At 47.0% G+C, this 26,483-nt stretch carries 21 protein-coding genes and 2 pseudogenes; 7 read left to right on the forward strand and 16 right to left on the reverse strand.

Annotation, left to right across the window (positions count from 1 at the left end):
- Positions 1-142 precede the first annotated feature (142 nt).
- Positions 143-307, forward strand: a complete 165-nt coding sequence (locus tag Xets_RS19665; RefSeq protein ID WP_222941668.1) for a DUF1090 family protein — start codon at positions 143-145, stop codon at positions 305-307.
- Between the two features lie 68 nt (positions 308-375).
- On the opposite strand, the gene Xets_RS19670 is transcribed toward Xets_RS19665, so the two are convergent.
- Positions 376-912 (reverse strand): hypothetical protein, encoded by a 537-nt coding sequence (locus Xets_RS19670; RefSeq protein WP_244208835.1) that lies wholly within the window; start codon positions 910-912, stop codon positions 376-378.
- Positions 913-1,602: 690 nt separating this feature from the next.
- On the opposite strand from Xets_RS19670, the gene Xets_RS24875 reads away from it, so the two are divergent.
- Positions 1,603-1,725: a hypothetical protein gene (locus Xets_RS24875; RefSeq protein ID WP_255430702.1), complete on the forward strand. Its 123-nt coding sequence runs from the start codon at positions 1,603-1,605 to the stop codon at positions 1,723-1,725.
- Positions 1,726-1,868: 143 nt separating this feature from the next.
- Here the strand turns inward: Xets_RS24875 and Xets_RS19675 are convergent, their stop codons facing one another.
- From Xets_RS19675 to Xets_RS19685, 3 genes are all read right to left on the reverse strand, one after another.
- Positions 1,869-2,918, reverse strand: coding sequence for a hypothetical protein (locus Xets_RS19675; protein WP_099130948.1), 1,050 nt, complete (start codon positions 2,916-2,918; stop codon positions 1,869-1,871).
- Positions 2,887-3,261 carry a hypothetical protein gene (locus Xets_RS19680; RefSeq protein ID WP_187652414.1) on the reverse strand — a complete coding sequence of 125 codons (375 nt, stop codon included), beginning with the start codon at positions 3,259-3,261 and terminating at the stop codon, positions 2,887-2,889. Before Xets_RS19680 ends, Xets_RS19675 begins: the two co-directional genes overlap by 32 nt.
- Before the next feature lie 89 nt (positions 3,262-3,350).
- The gene (locus tag Xets_RS19685; RefSeq protein WP_370588268.1) at positions 3,351-5,615 is read right to left on the reverse strand and encodes a CHC2 zinc finger domain-containing protein; all 2,265 of its coding nucleotides are present in this window, start codon (positions 5,613-5,615) and stop codon (positions 3,351-3,353) included.
- Between the two features lie 133 nt (positions 5,616-5,748).
- On the opposite strand from Xets_RS19685, the gene Xets_RS19690 reads away from it, so the two are divergent.
- Complete coding sequence (locus Xets_RS19690) at positions 5,749-5,904, forward strand: helix-turn-helix domain-containing protein (protein WP_244208837.1); 156 nt, start codon at positions 5,749-5,751, stop codon at positions 5,902-5,904.
- Here the strand turns inward: Xets_RS19690 and Xets_RS19695 are convergent.
- Positions 5,876-6,364, reverse strand: a pseudogene (locus Xets_RS19695) (CHC2 zinc finger domain-containing protein); the annotation flags it as partial. The gene Xets_RS19690 and the pseudogene Xets_RS19695 sit on opposite strands and share 29 nt — an antisense overlap.
- Positions 6,365-6,461: 97 nt before the next feature.
- On the opposite strand from Xets_RS19695, the gene Xets_RS19700 reads away from it, so the two are divergent.
- Both Xets_RS19700 and Xets_RS19705 read left to right on the forward strand, forming a co-directional pair.
- Entirely contained in the window at positions 6,462-6,860 is a 399-nt protein-coding gene (locus Xets_RS19700) for a helix-turn-helix domain-containing protein (protein WP_099130951.1), read from the forward strand.
- Between the two features lie 73 nt (positions 6,861-6,933).
- Positions 6,934-7,254, forward strand: a complete 321-nt coding sequence (locus Xets_RS19705) for a SymE family type I addiction module toxin (protein WP_187652421.1) — start codon at positions 6,934-6,936, stop codon at positions 7,252-7,254.
- A gap of 59 nt (positions 7,255-7,313) precedes the next feature.
- Here Xets_RS19705 and Xets_RS19710 read toward each other — a convergent pair whose 3' ends face one another.
- The 4 genes and pseudogenes from Xets_RS19710 to tssI form a co-directional block, all read right to left on the reverse strand.
- Positions 7,314-7,604 (reverse strand): hypothetical protein, encoded by a 291-nt coding sequence (locus tag Xets_RS19710; protein ID WP_187652415.1) that lies wholly within the window; start codon positions 7,602-7,604, stop codon positions 7,314-7,316.
- An 8-nt stretch (positions 7,605-7,612) separates the two neighbouring features.
- Entirely contained in the window at positions 7,613-11,956 is a 4,344-nt protein-coding gene (locus Xets_RS19715; RefSeq protein WP_187652416.1) for an RHS repeat-associated core domain-containing protein, read from the reverse strand.
- Between the two features lie 12 nt (positions 11,957-11,968).
- Complete coding sequence (locus Xets_RS19720) at positions 11,969-12,388, reverse strand: DUF1795 domain-containing protein (protein WP_099131722.1); 420 nt, start codon at positions 12,386-12,388, stop codon at positions 11,969-11,971.
- 41 nt (positions 12,389-12,429) lie between these two features.
- A pseudogene (gene tssI / locus Xets_RS19725) lies at positions 12,430-13,806 on the reverse strand (type VI secretion system tip protein TssI/VgrG); the annotation flags it as partial.
- Positions 13,807-14,001: 195 nt separating this feature from the next.
- Here tssI and Xets_RS19730 point away from each other — a divergent pair.
- On the forward strand, positions 14,002-15,273 hold the full coding sequence (locus Xets_RS19730; protein WP_187652417.1) for an integrase arm-type DNA-binding domain-containing protein: 1,272 nt from the start codon (positions 14,002-14,004) through the stop codon (positions 15,271-15,273).
- A 126-nt stretch (positions 15,274-15,399) separates the two neighbouring features.
- A complete protein-coding gene (locus Xets_RS19735) occupies positions 15,400-18,174 on the forward strand; it encodes a DUF927 domain-containing protein (RefSeq protein WP_187652422.1) in 2,775 nt (924 codons plus the stop codon).
- Between the two features lie 445 nt (positions 18,175-18,619).
- Here the strand turns inward: Xets_RS19735 and Xets_RS19740 are convergent, their stop codons facing one another.
- From Xets_RS19740 to Xets_RS19770, 7 genes are all read right to left on the reverse strand, one after another.
- Complete coding sequence (locus tag Xets_RS19740; protein WP_074025298.1) at positions 18,620-18,883, reverse strand: PAAR domain-containing protein; 264 nt, start codon at positions 18,881-18,883, stop codon at positions 18,620-18,622.
- Positions 18,884-18,920: 37 nt separating this feature from the next.
- The gene (locus Xets_RS24880; RefSeq protein WP_255430703.1) at positions 18,921-19,676 is read right to left on the reverse strand and encodes a hypothetical protein; all 756 of its coding nucleotides are present in this window, start codon (positions 19,674-19,676) and stop codon (positions 18,921-18,923) included.
- A gap of 101 nt (positions 19,677-19,777) precedes the next feature.
- Positions 19,778-20,332 (reverse strand): hypothetical protein, encoded by a 555-nt coding sequence (locus Xets_RS19750; protein WP_074025301.1) that lies wholly within the window; start codon positions 20,330-20,332, stop codon positions 19,778-19,780.
- 65 nt (positions 20,333-20,397) lie between these two features.
- Positions 20,398-21,795 carry a hypothetical protein gene (locus tag Xets_RS24885; protein WP_255430704.1) on the reverse strand — a complete coding sequence of 466 codons (1,398 nt, stop codon included), beginning with the start codon at positions 21,793-21,795 and terminating at the stop codon, positions 20,398-20,400.
- Positions 21,795-22,286, reverse strand: coding sequence for a DUF4123 domain-containing protein (locus tag Xets_RS19760; RefSeq protein WP_187652418.1), 492 nt, complete (start codon positions 22,284-22,286; stop codon positions 21,795-21,797). The genes Xets_RS24885 and Xets_RS19760 overlap by 1 nt, the downstream gene beginning before the upstream one ends.
- Entirely contained in the window at positions 22,286-24,298 is a 2,013-nt protein-coding gene (locus Xets_RS19765; protein WP_187652419.1) for a type VI secretion system Vgr family protein, read from the reverse strand. Before Xets_RS19765 ends, Xets_RS19760 begins: the two co-directional genes overlap by 1 nt.
- A gap of 35 nt (positions 24,299-24,333) precedes the next feature.
- Positions 24,334-26,115, reverse strand: coding sequence for a type VI secretion system baseplate subunit TssF (locus Xets_RS19770; RefSeq protein WP_187652420.1), 1,782 nt, complete (start codon positions 26,113-26,115; stop codon positions 24,334-24,336).
- Between the last annotated feature and the right edge of the window lie 368 nt (positions 26,116-26,483).

The following is a 26,483-nucleotide window of genomic DNA, read 5'->3' on the forward strand; positions in this document are numbered from 1 at the left end:
TATTCCAAATCAGAGGAGATGCACGATAAAGTGATAGGGACTTTCATCGAACGGGAATACTATTCTTTATAGGACAATCTAACCATTGGAGTCACGACCATGCAAACTGGGGTAAGACGGGATGTGAGATTAAGAAAAAACGTTGGAAAAACAGCTCCAGTATGCTCAAGCAGATGAAGATAATCGTCTGATAAAAGGATTAATTCGCACTTTGGAAAACATAAAGACTACATGTGCTCTGGAAGAACTTTTGCAAGAACAAAACAATAAGCCAGAAACAGTGAAAGACAATGCAAAAAATAAATAAAAAAGTGCAGGCCACATACAAAACACGGCCTGCATCTAATCCTGTATTTATTTTATCATCCAATAGATTTATAGCTCTCTCCCTCTAATTTGCTGCGCATTAGAAGGGGAGATATTGTAATAAATTTTATCACTCATAAGCGGTTCGTTTTCAATTTTCACTGAAAGAATGGAATTATCTTTAGAAATAGCATAATGACTAAAATAACTTCCTTCTCTTTCATGAGGATAATGAAAATTAGGCTTAATAAATTTTTTCATATAAGACTCACCTGGTGGATGATATTCATCTGAATAAATCACCTTCTGATCTCTGACAAAAATAATTTTATAAAAAAGGCTGGTTTCGTAATTAAACTTTGTCCCGATGATTTTTTCAATATCCTCCGGTGCGATGCCTTTGTCGATGATATACATTTTGTCCCAGTCAAAAGGAATAATTTTATTCATATCAATCAAACAGGTTGTATTTCTCTGGCAATGCTTATCGGCGTAAGCAATAATCCCTAATCTGCTGTTTCCAAAAGAAAAAAATAAAATAGCAATTCCCAGGATTAACGAAAAAATAATCATATTACTTTTGTTGACACCACGGAAAACCATCATTCCCCCCTTCATAATCAAATTTGATATGAGAAAACGGCCTTGGAATTTTAACCTTTAAAATCAAATAATTAATACTATTCCTTATGAATTTTACAACTTCATTTTTATTGTCACATCTTGCATCACGGCACTGATAAACCCAGGCAAAAAACACTCCCTTCTGCCTTTCCAACAGCAGCCTGATATTTTTAGAATTTACAATATGCTATGAAGGTATATCTTGAATTGTAGAGACAACTCCACATCACTTATTACTTACAAGCGTTTGTTATACAATTACTATTTGGTATCTTAAGTGCGGTTTACAAGATAAAAATAGATGCCTACTTCTAATATTTAGTACCAAGAGAGTTATACAGGGACACTCTGGATGACTAAAAAGTATAGTAATTGTACCCGCATTTTTTTTGATTTCAAATAGAAAAACATGGTAAGCAAATAATAAACTAGATAAATAGTTGCTAACGTGATTTTATGATAGTTTTAGGACAATCACGTGTGTCTAATTTGTTACATTAAGAAATCATCAGAAAGAGAAAGGAAATAACGGTAATTTATACATACCAGTGTACTTTTGCATTCACATATCTTACATGCCCTGTAGCAAAACGCAGATCTGTTGCCGGATACGGATCAATCAATAAGCCTTGATCGTGGTGCCTGACGGTTAAAACCCTGGACGGCTGTCTGGTGCTTATTCCTGACAATAACGAGACCCGAACTATCAAGCAACAGTACCAGCGCCAGCAAGACCAGCTCAGTGAGATTAAACTGAGGATGCGGGAACTGATTGAAGATTATAAGGCGGGATAGATAATTAAAAGGCCGAAATATTATGAAAATATTTTCAGATTATTAAAATAATGGCAAGCTCTATAATAAAAATACTTTTATTTTTATTTTTATTTTTATTTTTATTTTTATTTTTATAGGAGCCTGCCATACAACAAAAAAATTTATTGTTGACTATATATTATATTATAAAAAAATGATTCATTTTTTGTTGATTTCTTAATGTATTTTTGTAACTCCGGTTTAAACAAGAACTCTTCTTTTACATGAAACTTCCTTTTTACTATTGCTGTTAAAATATCTGAGAATATTTTATCATCTTTAATAATCCTCTTTAACTTCATGATATTTCTTGAATTATCCCTCAAGATATAATATGAATAATTCATAAGAATCATATTGGATATAAATAAATTACTGGTGGATTGCCAATTATTTGTTACATCTACTAATGACGATACTATTTTTTTATAGTTTACTTTATAGGTCTTTACAAAAACAGAAGGGTCTATTAAATGTAAGTTATAATCATTTAACTTTACAACCTCTTCAATATCTCTTGGTTTTGTCAGTAAATCAATAACACCTAATTGAAATTCCTTAATCAAAAGAAGTAAGTTTAACTCTTTATTTTTTTCTTCCTGAAAAGTGTCGTATATGAAATTTATCACATTGGAAAGCTTGTATTTTTTTCCACTATGAGAATAAAAGAATATATCACCTTCCTCAATTTTAAATCTCGTATATGAGTCATAATCCATGCTTAATTCAAAAAGAAGAAAACGAAACATAAAATTCTTTGTTTCATCATCTATATGATGGTCATGATCACCACTACAACAAGCCAATTGCAGGACATAATAAAATATAAATATATCCTGATTCATCCTTTCCCTGTTATTAATTTGAAACAAGTAAGAAAATCTAGAAAGAATTAATATAATGGATTCACAGTCCCCTTCATTGAATCCTTTCTCAATAAGCTTTTTCTTCAATCTTTTCAATGAAATTAGATCATGCCAGCGAGTAAAAGTAACGGCATTGCCGTTACTTTTTTTTGCTGCAATCAGAAATAGATCTTTTTCATCTTCTATATAGAAGATACCATCAAACGCTTTCTTACAGGATCTGACATTAAGAAAGTTTTCCAGTTTGTACGAGAATATATTATAAATATTCATTTTATGGTTTCGGGCATTTTTTCCACTTACCATCTTTTCCTCTGGATTCTATTTGGATTGATTTAATAGTTTCGTTGAATTTATCCAAAATCCTAAAACCTATTCCTTTTGCTTTAGGTTCGTTAGTTTTTGATAAAACTCCATCTTTAAATCCTGTTTCTTTATAATCGACTTTAGCTATATCTGTATGCTTGTTAAGTATATCTACACCATCTTTTTTGACAGTAATAACAGCACGATATTTTTCATTACCGGGGTTGCGCCCAGGGTTGTCATCATGGTTTACCCAAACAGCTTTTTCACCATCTTTATGAGGAATAAGCCCCCCTTTTCCACCTCTGGCAGCCATTGAACGCTGAGCCTCTAGTTTACTCATATACCGGATGATTTCGTCTTGCTTCAATCCGAGAGGATCTATCCATCCGGTCGGATTTTCCACATATGAATAATGGTTCAAACCACCTGTCAGCCCCAACGGATCAGGATGAGATATTTCATATGGTCACGGCGGGTACGGGTTTTGTCGGACATAAAGGTCAGTTGCGCGGCATAGGGATTCACCACATTCAACGGTTTAAGCAACCGTTGGGCGTTCTGGTGCAGGGCCGTGAGATACTCCCGCTCGTTCTCAGCCAACAGGCCTTCGAGCGTTTGTTTATGGCGCTGCACCGCATGGATCGCTTCGGTCTGTGCGCGGGATTCATTGACCGTCAGCACCAGACAGCGGTTCAGCAGCTCTTCATCCACATCAATGGCAGTCGTCGTCAACATCAGCATCACCGGGCCTTTCACCGTGTAGCTTTTGGTGACCAGTGTTCCGGTCGTCTCATCTTTGCCCGTGCTTGCCATCGTCAGCTCGCCATCACTTTGCAACAACTTCAACGCATAGGCGGCCTGCCGCACGCCTTCTTCTTCCGCTATCGTCAAAATCTTATGCTGGAGATGGGTTTCCCCCAGATAAAACAGACTCTGCCCGGTCATGGCACTGTACTGCACCCGCTCTTCTGCCGGTATCAGGTTCAGCACCGCCGCCATCAGGCGGCTCTTGCCTGCGGCGCTGCTGCTCTGGATCAGGACCGCTAAGGGTTTGGGCAACTTGCGGCTCACGGCGGCCAGATACCCCGCTAACAGATTGGTTGATTCACCGACCACACCACAGGCGGCTAAATCAGCGGTGATACGACTGACCAGAGCCGGATCTTGCAGCAAGGCCAGTGCGGCCTCCCGTTCAGCTTCATTCAGTTCAGGTTGCACCGCCGCCGGGTTTTTCGCCTGCTGTAGCCACTGCTCGACAGCCAGCAACACCTGCCCCAGTGAACGCCGCAGTACCCCGTCTGCCAGCCCCAGTTCGGTAGCCGCCAGCCTGGCATAACTGTTCCGGCTGCGGGCACTCATCAGATCAACGCCATCCACGAACAGCACCCCGCTTTGCCTGTCCAGCACCTGCGCATTGAGTTTCATGGCGGCAGCACCGGCTTTGACTGCTCCCATGCCCCGCAGACACCATTGCAGTGTGCCGACCGATATCAGCAGCTCGCCATTCTCGCCGGACTCACAGACAACCCCCGGTGTGGTGTTGGGGGCGGGTTCGGGAACCGTGACGGGATCAGCCGTCTGAGGCTCAACCGCAACGAGGCCAGCCACATCCTGCATCGGTACAGCACTTTCAAGCAGCAGGGCAAAGGCGCTTTCCGGCTCGGCGACCTGACACAGATAACTGTTGGCATCCCTGCCCGGCGGGAACATCACCCGCAGCGGGGTGATCCCTTTGGCGGCCAGCGCTACGGCCAGTTTCACCGCGGCTTCATTGCCGGCGCTGTCATTGTCGAAGGCGATCAGCACCTGCTTAATCCCGTACTGGGCAAAGGCCTGCCAGTGATCGGCTGTCACCCCGTTCACACCGTAAGCCGCCGTGACAGGGCGGTGTCCGGCCACCCAGAACGACAGCGCATCAATCAGCGATTCACACAGGATCAGGCTTTTCGAGGCCATCAGTGCCGCCGCATTCCAGACGCCGCCATGCGCACCCGGCAGGTAGAGATGCCTAGGGGTGCCTGCCCGCAGACGGTCAAGGATTTTGCGGCCGTACATTTCCTGCACCTGACCTGCCAGACCGATCACCGGAATGACCAGCGAACCGCTGAAGTGTTCATGCCCGCTGTCACGCAACACCCCGGCCGCCTGGAGCTGTGCGCGGATCTCCGCCCCGGCTTTCAGTTGTCGGGCGGGCAGGCGATACCCCAGCGTGCGGTTGGCAAAGCCCAGCTTAAACTGCGCCACTAATTCAGGCTGGTTCAGCCGCCGTTGGGTCAGATAGGCCTGCGCTTCCGGGGCATTGAGCAGCGTATGGTGATAAAACTCAACCACCCGTGACAGCAGCGCCTGCTGCCCGGCCACATCGCTGAGCAGTTCCGACGAGTCAACCAGCGGCTCGACCGCCGGATTGCGGCCGAGCATCGCCCGCAACCGTTCACAGGCATGACGCAGGCTCAGATTTTCCGTTTTCATCACCCAGTCGAGCACCGAACCGCCGACATCACAGCCAAAACAATGATAGAGATTTTTCGACGGGGTGATCACCATCGAGGGGGTTTTTTCCTGATGGAACGGGCACAGCACAAGCCTGTCTTTACCGCGTTTAATCACCTGCCGCCCCTGCTGCTCAAGGACGGCGACTAAAGGAACTGCGGCTTTCAGGTGCTGTAATTCTGCGTCGGGAATGCGAGCCATGTCTTAATCCTTTAAAATGCGTCAAGGTCATTATTGACCTATATAATACAGGTCAATATAATACTTTCAAGCCCAGCACTCAAAAAGGACACTTATCATGATGAACAAACACATTAACTGGCTTTGTTCATTTATGACTGATTTTGGTAAACGCCTTGCCACGCTGCGCAAGGCCAGACAGCTTACACAGATAGAACTGGCGAATTTGCTGGATATCCAGCCCAGGATGGTAGGACGCTGGGAACAGGGGCAGGTTACCCCAGCGTGCGGTTGGCAAAGCCCAGCTTAAACTGCGCCACTAATTCAGGCTGGTTCAGCCGCCGTTGGGTCAGATAGGCCTGCGCTTCCGGGGCACTGAGCAGCGTATGGTGATAAAACTCAACCACCCGTGACAGCAGCGCCTGCTGCCCGGCCACATCGCTGAGCAGTTCCGACGAGTCAACCAGCGGCTCGACCGCCGGATTGCGGCCGAGCATCGCCCGCAACCGTTCACAGGCATGACGCAGGCTCAGATTTTCCGTTTTCATCACCCAGTCGAGCACCGAACCGCCGGCATCGCAGCCAAAACAATGATAGAGATTTTTCGACGGGGTGATCACCATCGAGGGGGTTTTTTCCTGATGGAACGGGCACAGCACAAGCCTGTCTTTACCGCGTTTAATCACCTGCCGCCCCTGCTGCTCAAGGACGGCGACTAAAGGAACGGCGGCTTTCAGGTGCTGTAATTCTGCGTCGGGAATGCGAGCCATGTCTTAATCCTTTAAAATGCATCAAGGTCATTATTGACCTATATAATACAGGTCAATATAATACTTTCAAGCCCAGCACTCAAAAAGGACACTTATCATGATGAACAAACACATTAACTGGCTTTGTTCATTTATGACTGATTTTGGTAAACGCCTTGCCACGCTGCGCAAGGCCAGACAGCTTACACAGATAGAACTGGCGAATTTGCTGGATATCCAGCCCAGGATGGTAGGACGCTGGGAACAGGGGCAGGTTAAGCCCCAGTTTGATTACATCATTAAACTGGCGCAGTTACTGGAAGTCAGTATTGACCATTTACTGTTGGGTGAAGAAGGGGCAACCGCGCCCGTTTTTGATATTAAAAACAAGCGGCTAAAAGAGTTGTGTAAGCAGGTTGACGGGTTAAAAGCAGAAGATCAGGATGTGATTTGCCGCATTCTGGACATGGCAATCACCCAAGAGAAGATTAAACAGGCAATTAATATCACACACTGAGATTTAACGCATTCTGACCGTGTTGGAGCACGACCAGAATGCTAACCACAAGCAACTAATAAGGAGTTGAATGATGGCTAAGGCGCATTCTAGGCAAAACCGTGCAGTAAATAAAGCTGCCAAAACAGAACGGTATTACACTGTGGGATACGTGCCGCAAAATGGCAGGCCAAACCCCCGACCCGCAATAAATTTAACAGGCAGATGGCTTAAAGCGGCGGGCTTTGAGATTGGCGGTACACTCACCGTCAAGATTATGGAGGGCTGCATTGTGCTGATCCCTGACAGCGATGACACCCGAACCATTAAGCAACAGTACCAGCGCCAGCAAGACCAGCTCAGTGAGATTAAGCTCAGGATGCGGGAACTGATTGGGGATTATCAGGCGGGATAAAAGCAGAGTAATAAATTGTCCGGCAAGTTAAATAACCGGACAATTACAATTTAGTTAAACTATTTATTATAAATAACAGATTTATATTCTGGTGGTGTGTGAGTTAGATTATTTAATAAATCTTTTTCTTCATCACGCCACCAATATTCTTTATATTCTTCTGGCTGTTTAAATTCATATATAGATATAACACCAAGTAGTCCACATGGAGAGTCTGCCATGAAGTCCCAACCGTCTTTTTCGGCACAATACATGTCTACTTCTTCGTCATACCATATGTTAAATCCCTTCTTATCTAAGACATTAAATACAGTATTTGTTAGGTTGGAATACTCTGATAATGCTGGCATATTTGCTCCTATCTTATGATTTTAATAGCGTCATGAGGAATTTCCCCTTTAAATAAGCCTTCCACTGCTCTTTTGGCATCTTTTCTATTTTGTAGTGAACCTTTTGAATTAACTGCTTGCATAACATTTTTATGAGGAATATACGTTGTTCCATTTTTCGTTGCTTTCTTAAGATCAATTTGTGCTAATCCATTGCCAGAAGAAAATCTTTTGGTTGCAGCTTGTTCTTCAGCAACTGAAATAAACCCTGTATTTTTTCCATCAACATGATCTACGATTGAACCGTTAGTCCCTTTAGGTTGTATGCTCAATCCTGCATCATATCTAATTCTGTCTTCGATACTTAATTCTCGATAAACATACTGACATTTTTTGGAGTTTAATCCTAACGGATCGATCCAATTCGTCGGGTTAGGCACATACGCATATAAGTTTTCCCCGCCTGCCAATTTGATCGGGTCTGGCGTCAGGTACATACTTGCAACAGGCGAGTAATACCTGTGCCTATTGTAGACCAGCCCGCTCTCTTCATCCAGCCACTGGCCGGCATATTGCAGCCCCGGATTCAGTTCCGCATTTTCCCCCAACACCCCCAGCCGCAATCCATACAGACTCTGCGGCGGCCGGCGCCAGACCCGGTGCCCGGCGGCATCAAACAACGCCAGCGGCTCGCCGGTCGGGGCGCACACCGCGTACTGGGTCTGCACTTTTCCCGCGAGCAGTTCACGGCGGTTTTCCGGGTTCGGGCTAAAGAACTGCACCTGCTGCGCCAGCAACTGCCAGCCGTCGAACACCAGATGGCGGATACTGTACAGCCGGTTATGCCGGTATTCCCTAATCTCCGCCGGCACATCTCCATCCCACAGATAGGTGGTGCGCTGGCCCGCCCGTTCGCACACCTTCTCCGTGCGCCGCCCGAACGCATCATAGCGATAGGCCCACTGTTGCCCGCCCGGCGTTTGCACGCCGATGAGTTGATTCTGGCTGTTCCACCTAAACCGGGTCAGTTGCGGACGGTGACCGTCTTCCCACAACTGCAGGGCGGTCATGCGACCGGCATCATCATACTCAAACAGATGCTGCCCCAGCTGGCGTAACCGGTGCCCTTTCTGGTACAGCCGCTCCCCGTCTATCTCATTGAACCCATCAAACCGACGGGCGGGATAACCGGATGCATCATATTGATAATGCTCACGCAACCGTTCGCCATCACTGACTGATGTCACTTGTCCATTGCCGTTTACCACATAGCGCAGCCACTGCCGCTCATCATTCGCGGCCACCAGATTCAGTGCCGCATCATAGCAATATTCTCTGTCCAGTCCGGCCAGAGTTGGCTGGGGAATATCGGCCACTTCATGGGCGGCAAAAAACTCGGTGTTACGCCCGGCACGTTGTGCAGTCAGCTGTCCCATCAGGGAGTGTTCTTGCCGCAGGATAAAGCCTTTATCTGACTGGCGATGCCATTCATGGCCATCGTCATCCCGCTCAATATTGAGCGTGTGTTCACCGTTAAGATTGAATCTCCGTAGTTCACCCACCTTATTGGCTTCGAATGTGACCTGCCAGCATTGACCATCCCCTGTTTGCAGTGTTCTTGCCACAGTTGCGTTATCCGGGTAATCACGTTGGATGTCGCCGTGTGCCTGCGTTTCTTTCACTATGCGGTCTTGGTCATCGTATTCAAACGTCAGTGGCGTGTTTTCGGGGGCAATCACTTCCAGCAGCCGCCCCAGAATATCGTAACGGTAGGTGGTCGTGCCTTCTGGCGTATGCATCGCGGTCATGCGGCTGGCGGCATCGTACTCAAAACGCGTGACGTTGCCCAACGCATCCCGTTTTTCAAGGCAGTTGCCGTTACCGTCATAGGCATAGCGCCATTGCGTGCCGGCATAGTCGGTTTCAGTGATAACCCGCCCGTCCGCATCCAGCGTATAGCGGTAACTTTCGCCCTGCGGGTTAATGACTTCAACGAGTTGCAGGCTGTCGGGATCATAACGATACTGCCAGCGATGGCCTTCCCCATCGATACGTCCCACCGGCAGGTCAAAGGGTCCGTATTCGATATGCCATTGCACACCACGCGCATCCGTCCACGCGGTCAGGTTACCGTGGCGATCATGACGAAAACGCTCCAGGCTATTATTCGGGCGATCGCTTAACGCCACCCGATGATGGCGATCGTATTCCCACAGCCACAGTGCCCCGCCCCCCGATGCCAGTCGCTGCAACCGGTCATGGCTGTCGTAGCCCAGACGCAAGCTGCGGTTTTCTTCATCAAACAGCCGGGTCAGCCGCTTCTGTGTGTCATATTCCCAAGTCCGTTTGCTGCCCGCTGTATCTTCTGCCGCAATCACCAGTCCAAATGCATTGCGCGTCAGCGTGGTTTTGCTGCCATCCGGCGCGATAAAGCAGTCGGCATTGCCCTTGTCATCATACTGTTGCCACCAGACACGCCCCAGCGGATCGGTCATACTGATCAGGCGGTCAGCCTCATCGTAGTGATATTGCCAGGTTGCGCCGATGGCATCGGTAAAGGCGGTCACCAGCCCGGTATCCGCCAGATATTCCAAGGTCAGGATTTGGCCGGCCGGCAAAATTTGGCGGCACAGGTTGCCCCATTCATCATACTCGTAACGCGTAACATGACCGCACGGGGTTTCGACCTGTGTCACCTGCTGCTGGTCGTTGTAATGCCAGGTGGTGATATGGCCTTGCGGCGTGGTGGAACGGGTGATACCCGGCTCATAAGTCAGTTGTACCGGGTAAAACCCACCACTGCCCACACTATGGATGCAACGGCCCTGCGCATCATAGGTATAATCAACCGCTGTCTGGTCACCATCCGACCAGCGGCTTATCAGCCCCTGCGCGTTATAGTTATAGAACAAATGAAAGTATTGGGTACTGTCCGCCTCGGCCAAAGCGCCATTGTCGTGATAACGGTAACGTGCCATCACATCATTCAGATCATTATCGGTACGGCGAATGTCCGCTAACAGACCATCTTCACGGTAGAACAGCCTCAGCTCTGCGCCGTCACTGTGGGTCACTTTGTCCAGTTGATGCATCTCGTTATAGTGAAAATGCACCGCATTCCCGTTCCGATCACGGTGTTCGGTCAGCCGCCAGCGCTGTACGCTCGTAGGTGCCTCTTTTTCCGTAAGTGCCCGCAACGAAAAGTATTTGCGGACCGGGTTATTGCGCTCAGTCAGTACAAAGCCGGATTTTTTCCGGCTGAGCTGGAATTCAGGGTGATCCGGGTTAATGCTGTGGTCAACGCTGGCAGGCAGTGCAAAATGCAGGGAAGCCCCTTCGATGGTCAGGATTTCTATCCGGTCTCCCGTCACCAGCACACATTCCGAGAAATTATCGAACCAGTTCTCCCCCAGTAAGCCCCGCTGCCCCGGTGACCAGCTGCGGGTAAAACGCAGCGGCAGCGTCTGCCCCAGTTCCATATCGGTGCGTTGATCAAACAGCGCCCCAGTGGTGACATCAATCGGGTCACCGGTAAAGAATTTTTTCGTACTGACCCAGTAACGTTTTAAGCCCCGGGTTTCTTTAAACGCTGTTTTGGCGCACTGGACGTTTTTGCGAACCGTACTGCCGACGGTTTTCGCTCCTTTAATCGCCCCTTTCAGCACCGCCTGCCGACCAGTTTTGGTCAGCAGTTTACCCAGCCCTTTGGCCAGCCCGCGCGAAGGTGGAACGATAAATTCCACGGCGATCAACAACGCCCGTTGCCAGCCGGAAAATTCTTCCTCAATGTCCAGATAGGTGCCCTGACCGGAGCCGATAAAGACCTTGCTTGCGCCGCTCTTGATCGTGGCGCCGCACACCAGCTTGTCATTCATCCGGGCGGCGGGTTCACCATTGATAAACACCGATTCACTGCCTTGTGCTATCAGCGGTGGCGGGTGTTTACTGCAGGCGGCTAAATCGACTGTCGCCCGGGCCGCCGGCTTGCCCTCAATCAGAACATTCGGTGAACCTTTGCTGATGGCGCCATCCGGCGGCCCGATACTGTCCACCATATTCGTCACCGCCGCACTGACATCACTGATAAACCCGCCCAGCGCCAGAGTGCCCGCGGTGCCTAATGCCAATACCGCTGCGGTGGCCAATCCGCCGGTACCGACGATCACGGCGGAGGCCGCCGCAAAAACGGCCGCCCCGATCAATGCCCCGACCACTGCGCCCGCCAGCGCGCCTAAAAAGCTCGAATGCTGGATAATATCACCCTCACGCGCGGCGGCCGGGCCACGTGGCTGTGCGGGGGGCATGACTCTACCCACCGCATGGGTTGCGCCCACACGGGCTATCCGTGTGACAATGTCGTCACCCAATCCCATGATGACCTCCTGTCACGCCGCCTGAAAACTGGTGATAACCGCCAGTAACGCCTTGAGTTGCCCTTCCTCAAACGGGTGCGGTGACGTCAGGTTAAAGGCCAGCAACTGGCTGCCCCGGATTTGCAAGACTACCGTCTGGTGCATTTCCCCTTCCGGGCTTTGCCACTGGTAATCCAGCCGCCAGGCGGGTTCACCACTGAGTACCAATTGTAAACGTTGATGCTCCTGATAGCCCGGCAGGTGAGTCGCAAATTGCGCCAGCGTTTGTGCGTAATAGGTCGCCGGATCGCTGCCCTGAGGAACCGGTGTGCGGTTAATCACCAGATTAACGCCACTGTCATCCGGCAGGACAAAAACCTGCATCGTCTCATCACGCCAGTTGGCTGGAATAGTCAGGGTGCCTTCATTCATCGGGTAAGTGTGTGCGCTCATGGGGGTTTCCTTTTTTAATCTTTCTCAAATCGCTAATGGGATCAGTTCAGGGTGATCACTTTCTGGCCGTTGATAATCACAGTGTCGCCGGTAATGTGGATGTTGCCGTTCTTGTCGATCGAAATACTCCCTTTGGCATTCCCGAGGTAGAGGCCATCTTCGGTGGACTGAATGGTAATGGCGCCTTTGGCACTGAGCACACTGGTTTTTTCCACCGTCACCTGCCGGGTCCCGATGCTGCTGACTTCCAGGCCAATGACTTCCTTATGACGATCTTTACGCACCGTGATCACCTGGTTGTTGCCGACACTTTCCGTGTGATCATGCATCACCCGGGTCGCGCGGTCATTGAGGACCTCGGTGCTCATATCCTTCTGCGCATGCAATGCCAGCCGTTCACTGCCTTTCGCATCCTCAAACAGCAATTCGTTATACCCCTCCCCCTTATGGGTTTTGGAGCGGAAGGCCATCTGGGTTTTGCTGCCCGGCAGCCCGCCGGGCGGGATATTGCTGGCGTGGTAGGTCCGACCGGTGACGATCGGCTGATCCGGATCACCGTGCAGAAAATCGACGACCACTTCCTGACCGATACGTGGGATCGCCAGCATGCCCCAACCTTGTCCGGCCCACGGCTGGGTGACACGTATCCAGCAGGAACTCTGGTCATCGCTCTTGCCATAGCGATCCCACGGGAACTGGAGGCGGATACGACCGTACTGATCACAGAAAATCTCTTCGCCTGCCGGCCCCACCACTTTGGCAATCTGCGGGCCGTCAATCACCGGTTTTGGCAGTGGCGCAGGACGCCAGTGCTGGTTATGGCGGATAAAGTGGAAGTGGCTGTGCAGGGTGGTGCCCGTGCCGCTATTGGCAGTTTCCAGCGCCTGTGGCTGGCTGCCGGAATGACTGGCGCTCACCACCTGCCACGGCTGGTTCAGGTCGGCACGCGGATGGTTGCTCAGGGTGAATAATTTACCCGGCTGGATGGCAATAGCCTGGCCGCTGCCTTGTCCGGTCAGGGCATTGTTACGCAAGGCTTCCAGCCGGTAACGGGTAAAATCTTTACCGTGCGCCTCATCCTTAAAACGGCCCGGGTAGTCGTAGTGCTCGTAATACCGCTGTTGCAGGGTATCTTCCTTCATCTGCTGACTGAATTCGGCCGGCCAGGCCGGGTTTTTAAAGGTGTAATCTTTCAGTTGCACCTGAGCCGGTCGCACCTGGGCGCTACAGGTCAGGCTGCTGATGGCGGGTTCGCCCACGGTGCTCGCTTCCCCCGGCTGATAAGGGAACACCTTGCCCGGCGGCACCGAGCCGGCATCATCGGCAAACACCAGCGTGTTACGCCCGTTACCACATTCAAAGAAGTAAAAAATCCCCTCTTCCGCCGTCAACCGTTGCAGGAAAGCGAAGTCACTTTCTGGTATTGGAGCCATTTCAACTTCCAGTGAAGTCTAACTAAGTAAAATAATTTTTATAAACCACAATAAAATCAGTGTGATCTATTATTTTTACGTCTAGTTTAGTCTGTTGCAATCAAGATGCAGTGAGGGGCATAATCTGGGGCACTTACCATTTGATAATTACTATTATTCGATTACAGAGATGTTCTAATAATGAAACTCACTGCCCGACAAGTTGAAACTGCAAAACCCAAAGAAAAAACTTACAAGCTAGCCGATGGCGGTGGTCTCTATCTGGAGATTACGTCACGCGGATCTAAATATTGGCGCATGAAGTACCATCGCCCCACCGATAAAAAAGAAGACCGGATGGCGTTTGGTGTCTACCCAGCCGTGTCATTAGCCGAAGCTCGTGCTAAACGCGATGAAGCTAAAAAGCTAATGGCACAGGGCATTGACCCTAAAGCAGAGAAAAAAAGTACATCTTCTCCGGCCAAAGTGAACACCTTTGAACAGGTCGCCCGTGTTTGGCATGCCAGTAATAAGCGTTGGGATGAAAATTACCGCCAGACAATATTACGTAGCCTTGAAAAATATATTTTCCCCTGCATTGGCACACGTGATATTACCACATTACGCACCAGCCAACTGTTAGCTCCGATCAAAGCCATTGATGAACAGGGTAAACATGAAATTGCCCAGCGTTTATGCCAACGCATCACTTCGATTATGCGCTACGCCGTCCAGAATGACATTTTGGAATACAATCCGGCTAACGACATGGCAGGCGCACTGACTACTGCAAAATGTCACCACCGCCCGGCTCTGTCCCATGAATATTTACCTGATTTCCTGAGACGCTTATCCGCCTACCGTGGACGCTTAATATTCAAAATAGCCGTCGAGCTGACACTATTAACATTTGTCCGCATCAGCGAATTAAGATTCGCCCGCTGGCAGGAAATCGATCTTGAAAATGCCGTGTGGAAAATTCCTGCCACAAGAAAAACCATTGAAGGCGTTAAATTCTCTGAACGGGGCATGAAAATGAAAAATGATCACATCGTGCCGTTAAGCCATCAGGCGGTTCGGCTGATCAAAACCTTGCACAAACTGAGCGGTAACGGTGATGTGATGTTCCCCGGCGCTCACTATTCCACGAAAGTTATAGATGCAACAACGGTTAACAGAATTTTACGCAACATAGGCTACGACACTAAAACCGAGATATGTGGACACGGATTCCGGACAATGGCACGCGGGGCAATGGGGGAATCAGGTCTTTGGAGTGATGACGCCATCGAGCGCCAGCTCAGCCATATCGAACGAAACAGCGTTAGGGCAGCGTATATCCACACGTCTAAACATCTGGATGAACGGCGGCTGATGATGCAGTGGTGGGCGGATTATCTGGATGCTAACCGGGAAAAATTCATTACTCCATATGATTTTGCTAAGCCACTGCGTGATAGGAAAAACCGCTAACGCAGCCGAAACTAATTCTCGCCGCGAGAAAAATAATCTAAGAAACAGAATATAAAACACAACGCCCCAGTGTGATGGCACACATCTGAGGCGTTTCACCAATAACCATTAAGCAAGGTAAAAATGATGGCTGATACACAGCATACCCAAACTCGCCCTGAATTTACAGCCCCAAAAAAATCAAGCAATCAAAAACCGCTTGACTTGATCCAGACCGTGAAAATTTCTGCCATGTATTCTTGGCAAAATTTGTTGCCAGCTTGCGGCATTGAAATCCCGGCAAAAGGTAAGCACGGTGCTTGCCCTGTCTGCGGCGGTACTAACCGTTTCCACTTTATCGATGATCACCATCATGGCAACTGGCATTGCCGCCAGTGTGACGCCCCGAACTATGGCGATGGACTGGATTTAGTAGCAAAAACTAAAGGGATTTCGATCACTGAGGCGGCGAAAATCATTGCTGGCTCGTTGGCATTGCCTCTGCCCGAACCCAAGCCTGCCAAAGAAAACCTCTATCCAACACAACCCATTGCCGAAGGCGTCGAGGTACTGATGAAGCAGACTGTCGCCGGACAATCTCCCTATTTGATCGCAAAAGGGCTGCACTGCCCTAATCAGCGGTTATTGCCTGATAATTCGGTAGTGTTGGCACTAACAACACTGGATAAAAAAATCACTGGTGCGCAGATCATCAAACCCAATGGTGAGAAAAAATTACTGTCCGGCAGCCAGAAGAAAGGGGCGTTTATTGCCGTATCAGCACTGGAAGCACACTTCAACACGGTCATCATTACCGAAGGTTACGCCACTGCGCTCACGGTTAACCAACTCTATAAAGGCCCTGCTCTGGCGGCGCTGGATGCAGGCAATTTGCTTTCTATCGCTAAAGCCGTTAGGGAGCGTTGGCCGGACACGAAAATTATTCTGGCAGCAGATAATGACTGGCATCATCCCGACGAATTGGATAAAAACGGCAGACCAAAGGTAAATATCGGCAAGATTTCAGCAGAAAAAGCGGCTCTCGCAGTGAATGGTTGGATTACGTTGCCACCAACGGAATACAAAGCTGATTGGGATGATTATCGTCAGCAGCATGGCATTGATGCAGCAACACAGGCATTCAGTAAAGGCCTATATCAGGTAGCAGAGAAAAAAACAGTAGCAAAATCTGTGACCACTGATTCAGGTGAATACCAAGAGAAAGAATACGATCCGCTAAAACCGCATATCGATATCCGCAAGAATGGCATTTACTGGGTTGAACCGAAAGAACAAGGTGGTGAAATTGTCGAAATTGAAAAATGGCTGAGTGATCACATGGAAATCGTTGGCATTGGCAATGATGGCAGCGAAGGTTATCTCATTATTAAGCTACGTCAGGAAGGCACAGGAAAATGTATTGTTGAAGCGCTTCCCCGCCGTGAAATAGGGATGCCGGTTGGTTGGGCAAGATTGCGTTCACGGGGAATGAACATTACCGTAAAAAACAGTTTGTTGCCTGTTTTAGCTGAGCATCTGCAACGCAGCGGCGATCGCCGTGAATGGGTTGTGACACAAAAAGCAGGCTGGCATTGTGGGGCTTATGTGATGCCGGACGGTGAGATTATCGGTCAGCCCTATATGCCTGTCGCGTTCAGTGGCGGCACATCTGCCATTGCCGGTTATGTGGTCAGGGGAAGCGCCGAACAGTGGAAAACACACGTTGCGTTATTACTGCAAGGCAACCGCTCAATGATGTTGGGCGTACTGGTGGGATTGTCTGCCCCACTTAATTCACTGACAGGCGGGAGCTGCTTTGGTGTGCATTTATTCGCCCAATCCTCCGCAGGGAAAACCACCACCGTTGAGGCGGCCAGCAGCTTATACGGTGATCCCGAAGAACTGAAATTATCATGGCATGGTACTCACCACGGTTTAAACAATGAGGCCGCAGCCCGTAATGATGGTTTCATGCCCATTGACGAAATCGGACAAAGCTCGAATCCGAAGGAAGTCGCTAACAGCGCCTATAGCCTGTTTAACGGTGTCGGTAAAATTCAGGGAAAACGGGAAGGCGGAAACCGTGCCGTGATCCGCTGGAAGATTGCTGCTCTTTCAACAGGCGAGGAAGATTTAGAAACGTTTCTGATAAAAGGTGGGATCACCCCAAAAGCCGGGCAGCTTGTCAGGCTGCTCAGTGTGCCCTTTATTGATACGGCATGTTTCAATGGCTATGAGGATGGTGATTCTCATGCAAGAGCTATTAAGCGTGAATCCAAACGCTATTGTGGTGCAGCGGGTCGGGCATGGATTCAATGGCTGTCTGAGTATCAGGAGCAGGCAATCGACATGATCGCCCGTAAAGAAAAAGAATGGCTTGATGGCCTGCCAGAAGAAGCCTCAGCGCAAGTCAAGCGCGTTGCCGTGCGTTTCGCGTTACTGGATGCCGTTGGAGAGCTGGCAACCCATATCACTGGCTGGAGTAAAGAAGCGAGTCACGCTGCGATAAAACAAAGTTTCGATGACTGGTTAGCCGACTTTGGTATCGGAAACCGGGAAAAATATCAGGTGATCACGCGAACTCGTGACTTTATCCAGAAATACGGGCTGTCACGCTTTCAGCCTTATACCTACGGCAGGCCAAACGGGGATATTGATACCTCACACGCCATGAGGATTAGTGATCTTGCCGGGTATCTGGTGCATAACCGCCGTCATGATGGACAGGCGGAATACCACATTATCCCCAGTGTATTTGAAGCAGAAATATTGCAGGGGTTACAGAAGAAATCCGGCTTTGAAGCCTTAGAAGAGGCCGGAATGTTGGTTAAAGCGGAGAAAGACCGCTTTATCAGCAAAACCATCTCAGTAAACGGCACTCAGGGGCGATTTGTGGTGTTGATTTTCAGGGATGAGGATTAACCTCACGTAGGAGGAAAAAACGTTGGGATAACGGGATATTGGGATAAGAAAGATTTATTTTAAAATATATCAGTTAGTTATAGATATTTTATTTATCCCGTATTATCCCGCACTATCCCGTAACATTAGGTGATTACAAATAAAGATATATTGTGACAGTGGAAGTTATCCCGAAAAAGATTTTTCTCTGGCAGGTTGTAATTTATTGAATTTTAAATGATTTAAATTAGTTACATGATGTTACGGGATAGGCTGGGATAACATGGGATAGAGTAACGCAATGAAATATATAATAAATATGTCATTTACCCCGTTATCCCGTGAAAATTGGTGCAGTTATATAAAGATAATCGATAGTAACGGTTATATTTTTTCCAATCTCCGTATTACCGGGTTAATGTATTAGCCCGGTAATACGGAGAAGACAAGCATAGCGCGTCAGTGTCTAAGCAAGGAATGTTTTCTGGCTGGCAATCAGTTTTGCACCACATGCTGTACGCATTCCTTCCAAGGCGATTTGTTTATTCTGATACTTTAAAGTCTCACTTCCTTCCACTATTGGAAATGTATCTTCACATTTCGGGCAAACAACTAAATCACCTTTGCCTGCGACAGGAACACCTTGATAAACATAACCATCAATGGCAGTGATGACCTTACCACCATGATCGGTTTTATCGTTTAACCGGATAACGGCTTTACTTGGCATATTTACTCTCCCTACAATTGACTAAAATATTTTGATGTTATTGAAGAAACTTTTTCAGATAATCTTTGGCTGTTTTTTCCATTTCCATGATTAGAGAATCAGTATCAGAATAATATTGTTTGAACAATTTTTTATTTAAATGAGGTAAGAAAATATCCTGTTCGAACTCATGCCCTAATAAAAACATGATTAGTGTTAAAAATGCTGAGTAATTGGCATTTTCTATGCCATATTGATTCGATTTTTCAATACCAAATTGGATGAGTTTTTTTATTCTATCCTGTTTTATATATTGATGTTTTTTCGGGAATAAAGAGTTTAATAGTACATCGACGTTACTTTCATAAGTGATCCATTGAACATTTAAGTGCTCAATATTGATATTTTGAAATTTAAGAATACTGGCTTTCAGATGGTTATCTTGTTCGCCATGCACTTCATTCAAATATCGAGTGACTTCATGATAAAGCAGACTTGTTTTTTCTAATTGCCCAAGATGGGAATTATTATCAAGGATTGTTTTTATCCATGTGTATTGCGGATCAGTCTGAAATTTTGCACCAAACAAAATAAGCATATCAATATAAAACTGAATAGCACCACGTTGATCAAAACCTTCGTTTTTGGCTGCTTCTACGGCATTTTTCAGTGCTGATCTTAAGCCATCTTTACCCAATTTTATATCAAGATAGGGATAGGATTCATTACAATGGACTACCAATTCATCAATATAAGCATTGAATGAGTATTTTTTTAGCATATTCCATTGGTCTTCATTAAGTTCTATTGCCATATTTATGATATCTCCGATCATAATAGTTATCACTATAGCTGCCGGTAAAATATATTTTTCATCGTATTGAAAATCCAGCAACTATAGTTTTTTTAAATTTATTATTTATATGAATCAACCTTCCCTTCAAGGTAATCTCTGTATGTCATAATATCTTTATTTTTCTTATGCCATTCATTTTCTCTGTAAATAGAATTAAAGTGATCGTATACATATTCTCCATCAGAGATACTTCTCCTTATAAATAACTCATACTTTTTTTCTTTATGAATAAATTTAACCAAGAAAAAATCTTGAAGTGGTTTTAGTGACTCTTCATTAAATTCACTATATATATATTCATAATTTATTTTATCTTTCATTAAATTTAAAAAATCCATCATACCTATGTTTTTCAATTCAGAAAGATCACTAAACTCTTTTGAGTTATCGATTTCATCCTGTAATACTGTTGTTATGCTCAACATTTTCAATGTGTCTAGATTATCAATAGGAGTGAACTTTTTATTAATAATGAAAAAGTCACTAACTTTAATATATTGAGGTGTTTTCAACCACTCACTTGCATCAAACCAAACTTTTTTATTAGGGTATTCTGATGAATTTTCATCATATGATGGAACAAGCACAGCCATTTGATACTTTTGAGTATACATATAATAACCCACTGATGAAATTAGAAAAAAAATTATTGAAAGGAAAATTTTTCTTTTGGATACTTTCATGCTTTCCACTCGACAGGTCTATAACTTTGTAGATCTTCTTTTAACCCTGTAGGAGTATTACCTGTTTTAGGTAATCGCCAAAAACCATTTGGTGCAATCGGACCACCACCATCTTTTTCATTAAGATCTCTTGTCTTTACATCCATGTTGCGTTTTTTCATCACATCATAATCCTTTGGTTTTTCTGGCGGTGTAATATTTTTATTTCCTTTGCTTAATTCATAATTATAAACTTTACGTTCTGCTTCATATTTCTCAATAACTTTACCATATTCTTTTGCCTCTTTAATTTCTTGTGCCGTTCCATAAATTCCCACATAAGAGGAACGTTTCTCAAACGCTTTCACCTCAATGTCCCATAAATTGGCCATTTGTTGTGCTGGGCTTTTATTCTGTCCTGCATCTGGTATTCCTGTAAAATCGCCAGGGTATCCATTATCAACTGAAATACCCGCTCGGCAAGCATAAGTTGTTATTTTAGCATCGAAATCAAATATCGATTCATAGACCTTTTTAATTTCCTCTGACCCAAAAAGCCCTTCCTCAACATCCTCTCCCTCATAATGAAAAGTAGCATAATTAATAATGCCATGACTAAAAATCACCATCTCCTTAATGAGTCTTTTCTTTTCCTTCCTTTGATTTAAGAAATCGATAAGCCCTTGTTTATTTTTCACATAGATAATACGTCCATCTAATTTCTTTGTGTAATCATTAATTCTGTCAATATCCTTTTGCGTATATCCCTGCTGGAATACCACCATAATACGTTGGACAGCGTGATCTTGAGTAGCTTTAGGAAAAAGTTGTAACTGATGTAATCCACTATTAATAAATCGGTACTGATTTCCCAGTGATTCTAAAAATAGTCTCTTTGTACCTCCCCAGCTAATATCCCAAGGCCTTGTTCTGGCTCCCACCACAGTAATATAATCATACCCACTGATATACGGTTTTTCGGTGGTTGGCTCACCCGTATTTGTGAGCAGGCTGATTTTCCTTTCTTCGAGTTCCTTCAATGAACCGAAATTACCACCCCTTCGTTGGTAACTTTTCGCCAGTTTGCCGACCAGTACGGTCACTTCTTCGGGCTGGCGGGTCATAATACGATCAGTTTCACCTTTGCCATTTGTTTTACCAAATCCTCTGGCGGGAATGGAAATATAGGCATAAGGCACATTACTCACATTAACCTGATTCTCAATCGGTAATAATTTTAGCTGATGACTGAATTTTTGATTGCATTTCACGCCCGGATCACCCACTTTTCCCGCACAATTGGGCACACTGGTTGGATGGGTAACTTTACTTTTTTGTTGCTGCTCAATACCTTTGGAGGCTTTGTTTTTCAAATCTGAGAAGACGGAAGCAATACTGTTTTTGTCCATAGTCATTATTTTCCTTTCACAACGTGATGATTGTTATCAAGTTGATAACTCCACTCTTCAATATCTTTTGTGAACTCAATCAATTGTTCCGGTGTAAAAATATGCGGAATTTGATGCAGAACGCGGGGATCGTAAAAACGCAATAATGCAGTTTTGCCTGTTTTTAACCGGATATTTAACTGTGATTCAAGATGGCGGGTCAGTTTGTCCAATGACCGTGTTGAATACAGCCAGGAAACGGCGGGAGCGGCGTTCTCCAGCTGTAAGAATTTTTCTTCCCATGCCTGAGACTGGTTCATATCGAACAACCATGGCCCGGCAAACGCAATTTCCGCATCCGGGAATTGTCGGAACAACGGATTATTCGCACCTTCAAGATAAGTCAATTCATCGTCAAAGCACCGCTCATACTGTAAACCGTCTACCAGTGCATATAATTTCATTTCCGGGTAAGTTTCCCGGTATTTTTCCCATTTTTCTTTTAATGTGGCTGTCATTATTCTCCCCTCATGACCATCACTGACCCCGTTGATGCCGCTTCCATTAAGCAGGACAGGCAAATTTTTTCCGGTGGTGGGGTAACCATTTTTTCTGCCTGAGCCACATTAATAGGTGACAGCTTATCCAGCCTATCCGGTAGCTTACCGCCCCAGCCTGAGCCATTGCCCGGTGCGCCACTACCAAAGTTAACGACAGCGCTGCTGGTGATCCCGCCTGCGTCGATTTTCAGAAAATGCCCGGCGGCCTGAATAGTCAGTTCAGCCCCCGCATCAATCACAACTTTAGCGCCGGCACTCAGGTGAATTTCATTGCCACTTTGGGTTAATAGCGCATCTTCGGCCTTGATATGGAGCTTTTGCCCGGTGGACAGCGAAATATCATTGTTTGCCTGTACGCGGTATTCATTATCGATACGTAAATGCGCGTCATTTTTAATATGGTGTGTCCGGTTATGGCTAATATTGCTGGTTTCGTCATTCAGAATGTGCGTGTTCATATCTTTTTGTGCATGAATAAACACTTCCTCACTGCCCTTCGCATCCTCAAAGCGCAGTTCGTTAAAGCCTTCCCCTTTGTGGGTTTTCGTTTTAAATGTGGTGCGGGTTTTTTGGGCCGGTAAATCCAGCGGCGGGCGGTTCAGGCCATTGTAGACGCAGCCGGTGACTATCGGGCGGTCAATATCGCCGTTGAGATAGGAAACTATCACTTCCTGTCCGATACGCGGTATCGCCATAAAACCAAAGCCATGACCGTTCCAGCCCTGAGCTACACGCACCCAGCAGGAGGCGCTGTCATCCGCCTTATCGTAACGGTTCCAGTGAAAATGCACTTTAATCGCACCGTCTTTGTTGACGAAAATTTCTTCCCCTTCCGGCCCGACTACAGTTGCACTTTCATCCCCGTCTGCCTGTGGTTTGTAATGAAACGGGGGGCGCCAATCAGCATAACCATCAATAAAGCTGAAATCGTTGCTCAGTGTTGTGCCTTCGCCGCTATTGTCGCCCAGTGCCTGCGGGCAGCGACCATAATGACTGATCCCGACAATCTGCCAGCGGGTATTGAGCGGTGCATGGGGATGGTTTTCAATTTCGAAGATTTTTCCCGGCATCAGTTTGATACAGTTACTGTTGCCACTGCCACTTTGGGTCTGGTTTTTCAGTACTTCGTGCCGGTATTTTACAAACGGTTTACCTTCAGCCTCCCGCTGAAAACGGCCATAGCTCTCGTAAATGGTATACGGTGTCAGTGTGCCCATTGCCTGATATTCCGGGCTGCTTTCCAGTTGGTACACCTGAGAAAGCGGCCTGTCCGGGTTATAATCGCGATGAATACTGCGCTTCGGCGCCATGCCGACACCAAGACGAACCTGATAAATCACATCCTGCCCGTGCGCCGTATCCGGTTGTGGCTGGTATTGCAGAGGCAGGTTAGCCGTCATCCCCAGATGGCTGTCACTGAAAAACAGCGTTTCATCCTCAAACCAGAAACAGATCCCTTCTTCCGCCGCCAACCGGCAAAAAAACGCATAATCGGATTCCCGTTTCTGGGTAGTGTATTCCCGGCTCTGGTGCGGATCTTCCAGTTGGGAATCTGCCTGAACATGGTGTTTTTTCAGCAACAGATCCATGATATCTGATACACGCTGACGATGATAAATATGGCTGTCCTGATTGAGCGTCAGCCGCCAGAGATACGGACGTACCGTGAAGGTATACCGGGTTTTATTGCCATCGGTGCCACACCAGTCGGCATGGGAAATGATGCCGGTGATTTTGCGTTGCTCTGTTTCACCGTGAAAAACCTGTAATACGGCTTCTTGCATCAACAGCGCGGTTAAATCGATTTCTATCTTCGGTTTGAAAGGGTTGTCAGGCAGGGACTGAACCAGCGTCAGGTTCAGAGTAAAAAGATCAGACAGCCCTTCCCGCAGGGTAAAATCCGCCACAGCAAAGGTATTTTCGGGTAAGCTCCCTATTTGGCAAAGAAAACGTAATCCACTTTTTTGCATGATTTCTCCTGATTTTTCTGTTTCCGTTAATCGCGTTACATTTCACTGCGCAAACCAATCCGCTGCCGGAATTCCCATAACACGGCCTGCTCACCCTGCCGGTAAATTTTTAACATGATGAAATTATTCCGCACGACAAAGCACGTCAGCAGCTGATCAAGCATCCGGCAGAACTGATACATCACACCGTCATTTTCATAACACGCTGTATCAAGGTAGAGATGCAGTGTGTTGCCATTGATGGGGAGACCTTGCCGGGTGAAGTCAAGACGCTCGCCTGACTGGGCGTCAACCCGGATAATGCCGTTGATATGCTGCTGCATCCGGCGACTGAGGATGCGATCATGCCCGGCATAACAATCATACAACCGGAGAAAATCTTTCAGGGCATCGGCATGGAACAACAAGAACGGCGGGCAGTTTAAGAGGTTAATCAATGACCAGTCTGATTTTCCCATCACCATCGGCGGAAAATCCGGGGAAACCGGCGTGATATTGCGGGCGTGTAAATGGGCGGGCACGGACCCCTGTGTGAGCGTGATATCACCGACAGCCAGTTGCATGGCCTGCTCATGGTAGCCGATAACGCGCGCACAAACGGTCTGGGGGGAGAGGTTATCCGCTGCGTTTCCGTCCATCCCGTAAAAATGTATCCGGTTGTGAAGACGTCCCAGCAAATCATCGGTTATCAGCGCCTGAAAATAGACGTTACCGGGTTCACCGGCCTCCAGCAGCCAGTCACTTTTGGCGTGAAACTGGTCAATGGGTCGGAAATGGCAGGCCTTGCCACGCGGATCGTTGCCCTGATTGGCTTTCTCGCCGGGTTGTTTTGCTGTCTGGATACTGTCCACCCGGAAAAGCCGTTCTGTTTCAGCCAATGGCAGCGGATAACACGGTATCTCCGGTAACAATGAAACTGGCTGAGTGACCATCGGCACCAGATGCACCGCCGGAACACAACCCAACTGGAAGGCATCGCCCAGCGTATCAATGGGTAACTCCCCGTGCAGGCGGATAACCAGCTCACCCGTGCCATCCAGGTTTAACGGCAACTCGCATGGCTCATTGATATCTAACGTGATGAAACTGAACACATGAGGCAGGCAGTAATACTCAGTCATCTGTTGCAACCGGGCAACAGGCAGGTCGTCAGTAGGTAACAGGGGGTGCTGTAAATTCTCCGGCCAGCCCAGAAAATCACTGTGCCTGAGCCTTTTTTCGTCCTCTGCCGTGTGCCAATAGACCTCCTCAATGTGCATATCCAGCCACAAACTTAATTGGGCGGCCCGGTTTTTATCCGTTCCCAGAAAGAAGTGCAGCTTTCCACCTGACCAGCTCGGCACGGCGTTGCCCGTCTGGTGCAGAGTCAGCACAATATCACTGTATTCGCGGGTCTTTTGGATCTGTTTATCCCGTACCACAAAAGGTTCAATATGCAAGGGGCGACAGGTATGAAACGGGAAATGTTGTTCCCCGACAGTAGCAGTCACTGGTACGTTTTGCTGGATATCAGCCGTTCCCTGATGAACACTCTGATGGGGGGTAAATTGGATGATCGTGGTCGGGGGCACGGGGCGTAAGGTGTGAGGCCAGATGCGCGCGAGCATTTCATGAGTAACTTCTGGAAGGCTGTCTTCGACAGTGCTGCGCAAATTTGAAGACAGCAGAGCAAAACCTTCCAACAGACGCTGGATATCAGGATCATTGGGATGCTCCAGAAACTCGGCTAACTGCGGGTTTTCGGTGGCAGCTAACTTCATCTTTTCGCGCAAGTAGGCCAACTCTTGTTGGTACAAAGACTCCTTCTGATTTTTCACGTTGCTTTTTCCTTTCACGGAGACTCAAATGAATCATCCATCGGCATTTAATTGAAAATGTTTATAAATGATAAAGAAATCAGGATTAAATCGGCTATTATAGGGAATTTTACGTTAATTAAATTAATAAATTTTGACTTTTGTCTGATAGAACGACATTTTTGAAAACAGGCTAAATACGTCTTTGACCCTGCTCCGCAAAACCGTTAATATCTTTTCTTACAAAACCGATCCATCGCCTGTCAGGATCGCCTTCGGGTGGCGAAATAAATCTATGGTCTTCCCCGTTTTTGCAACACTCATTTTGATGTATGGTTGGCTTGCTTAAATCTATCCGGCGTCTCTATGAGTATGGATACCCGCGCCAC

It is taken from the genome of Xenorhabdus sp. TS4, from assembly GCF_014467265.1.
GTDB classification, from domain to species: domain Bacteria; phylum Pseudomonadota; class Gammaproteobacteria; order Enterobacterales; family Enterobacteriaceae; genus Xenorhabdus; species Xenorhabdus ehlersii.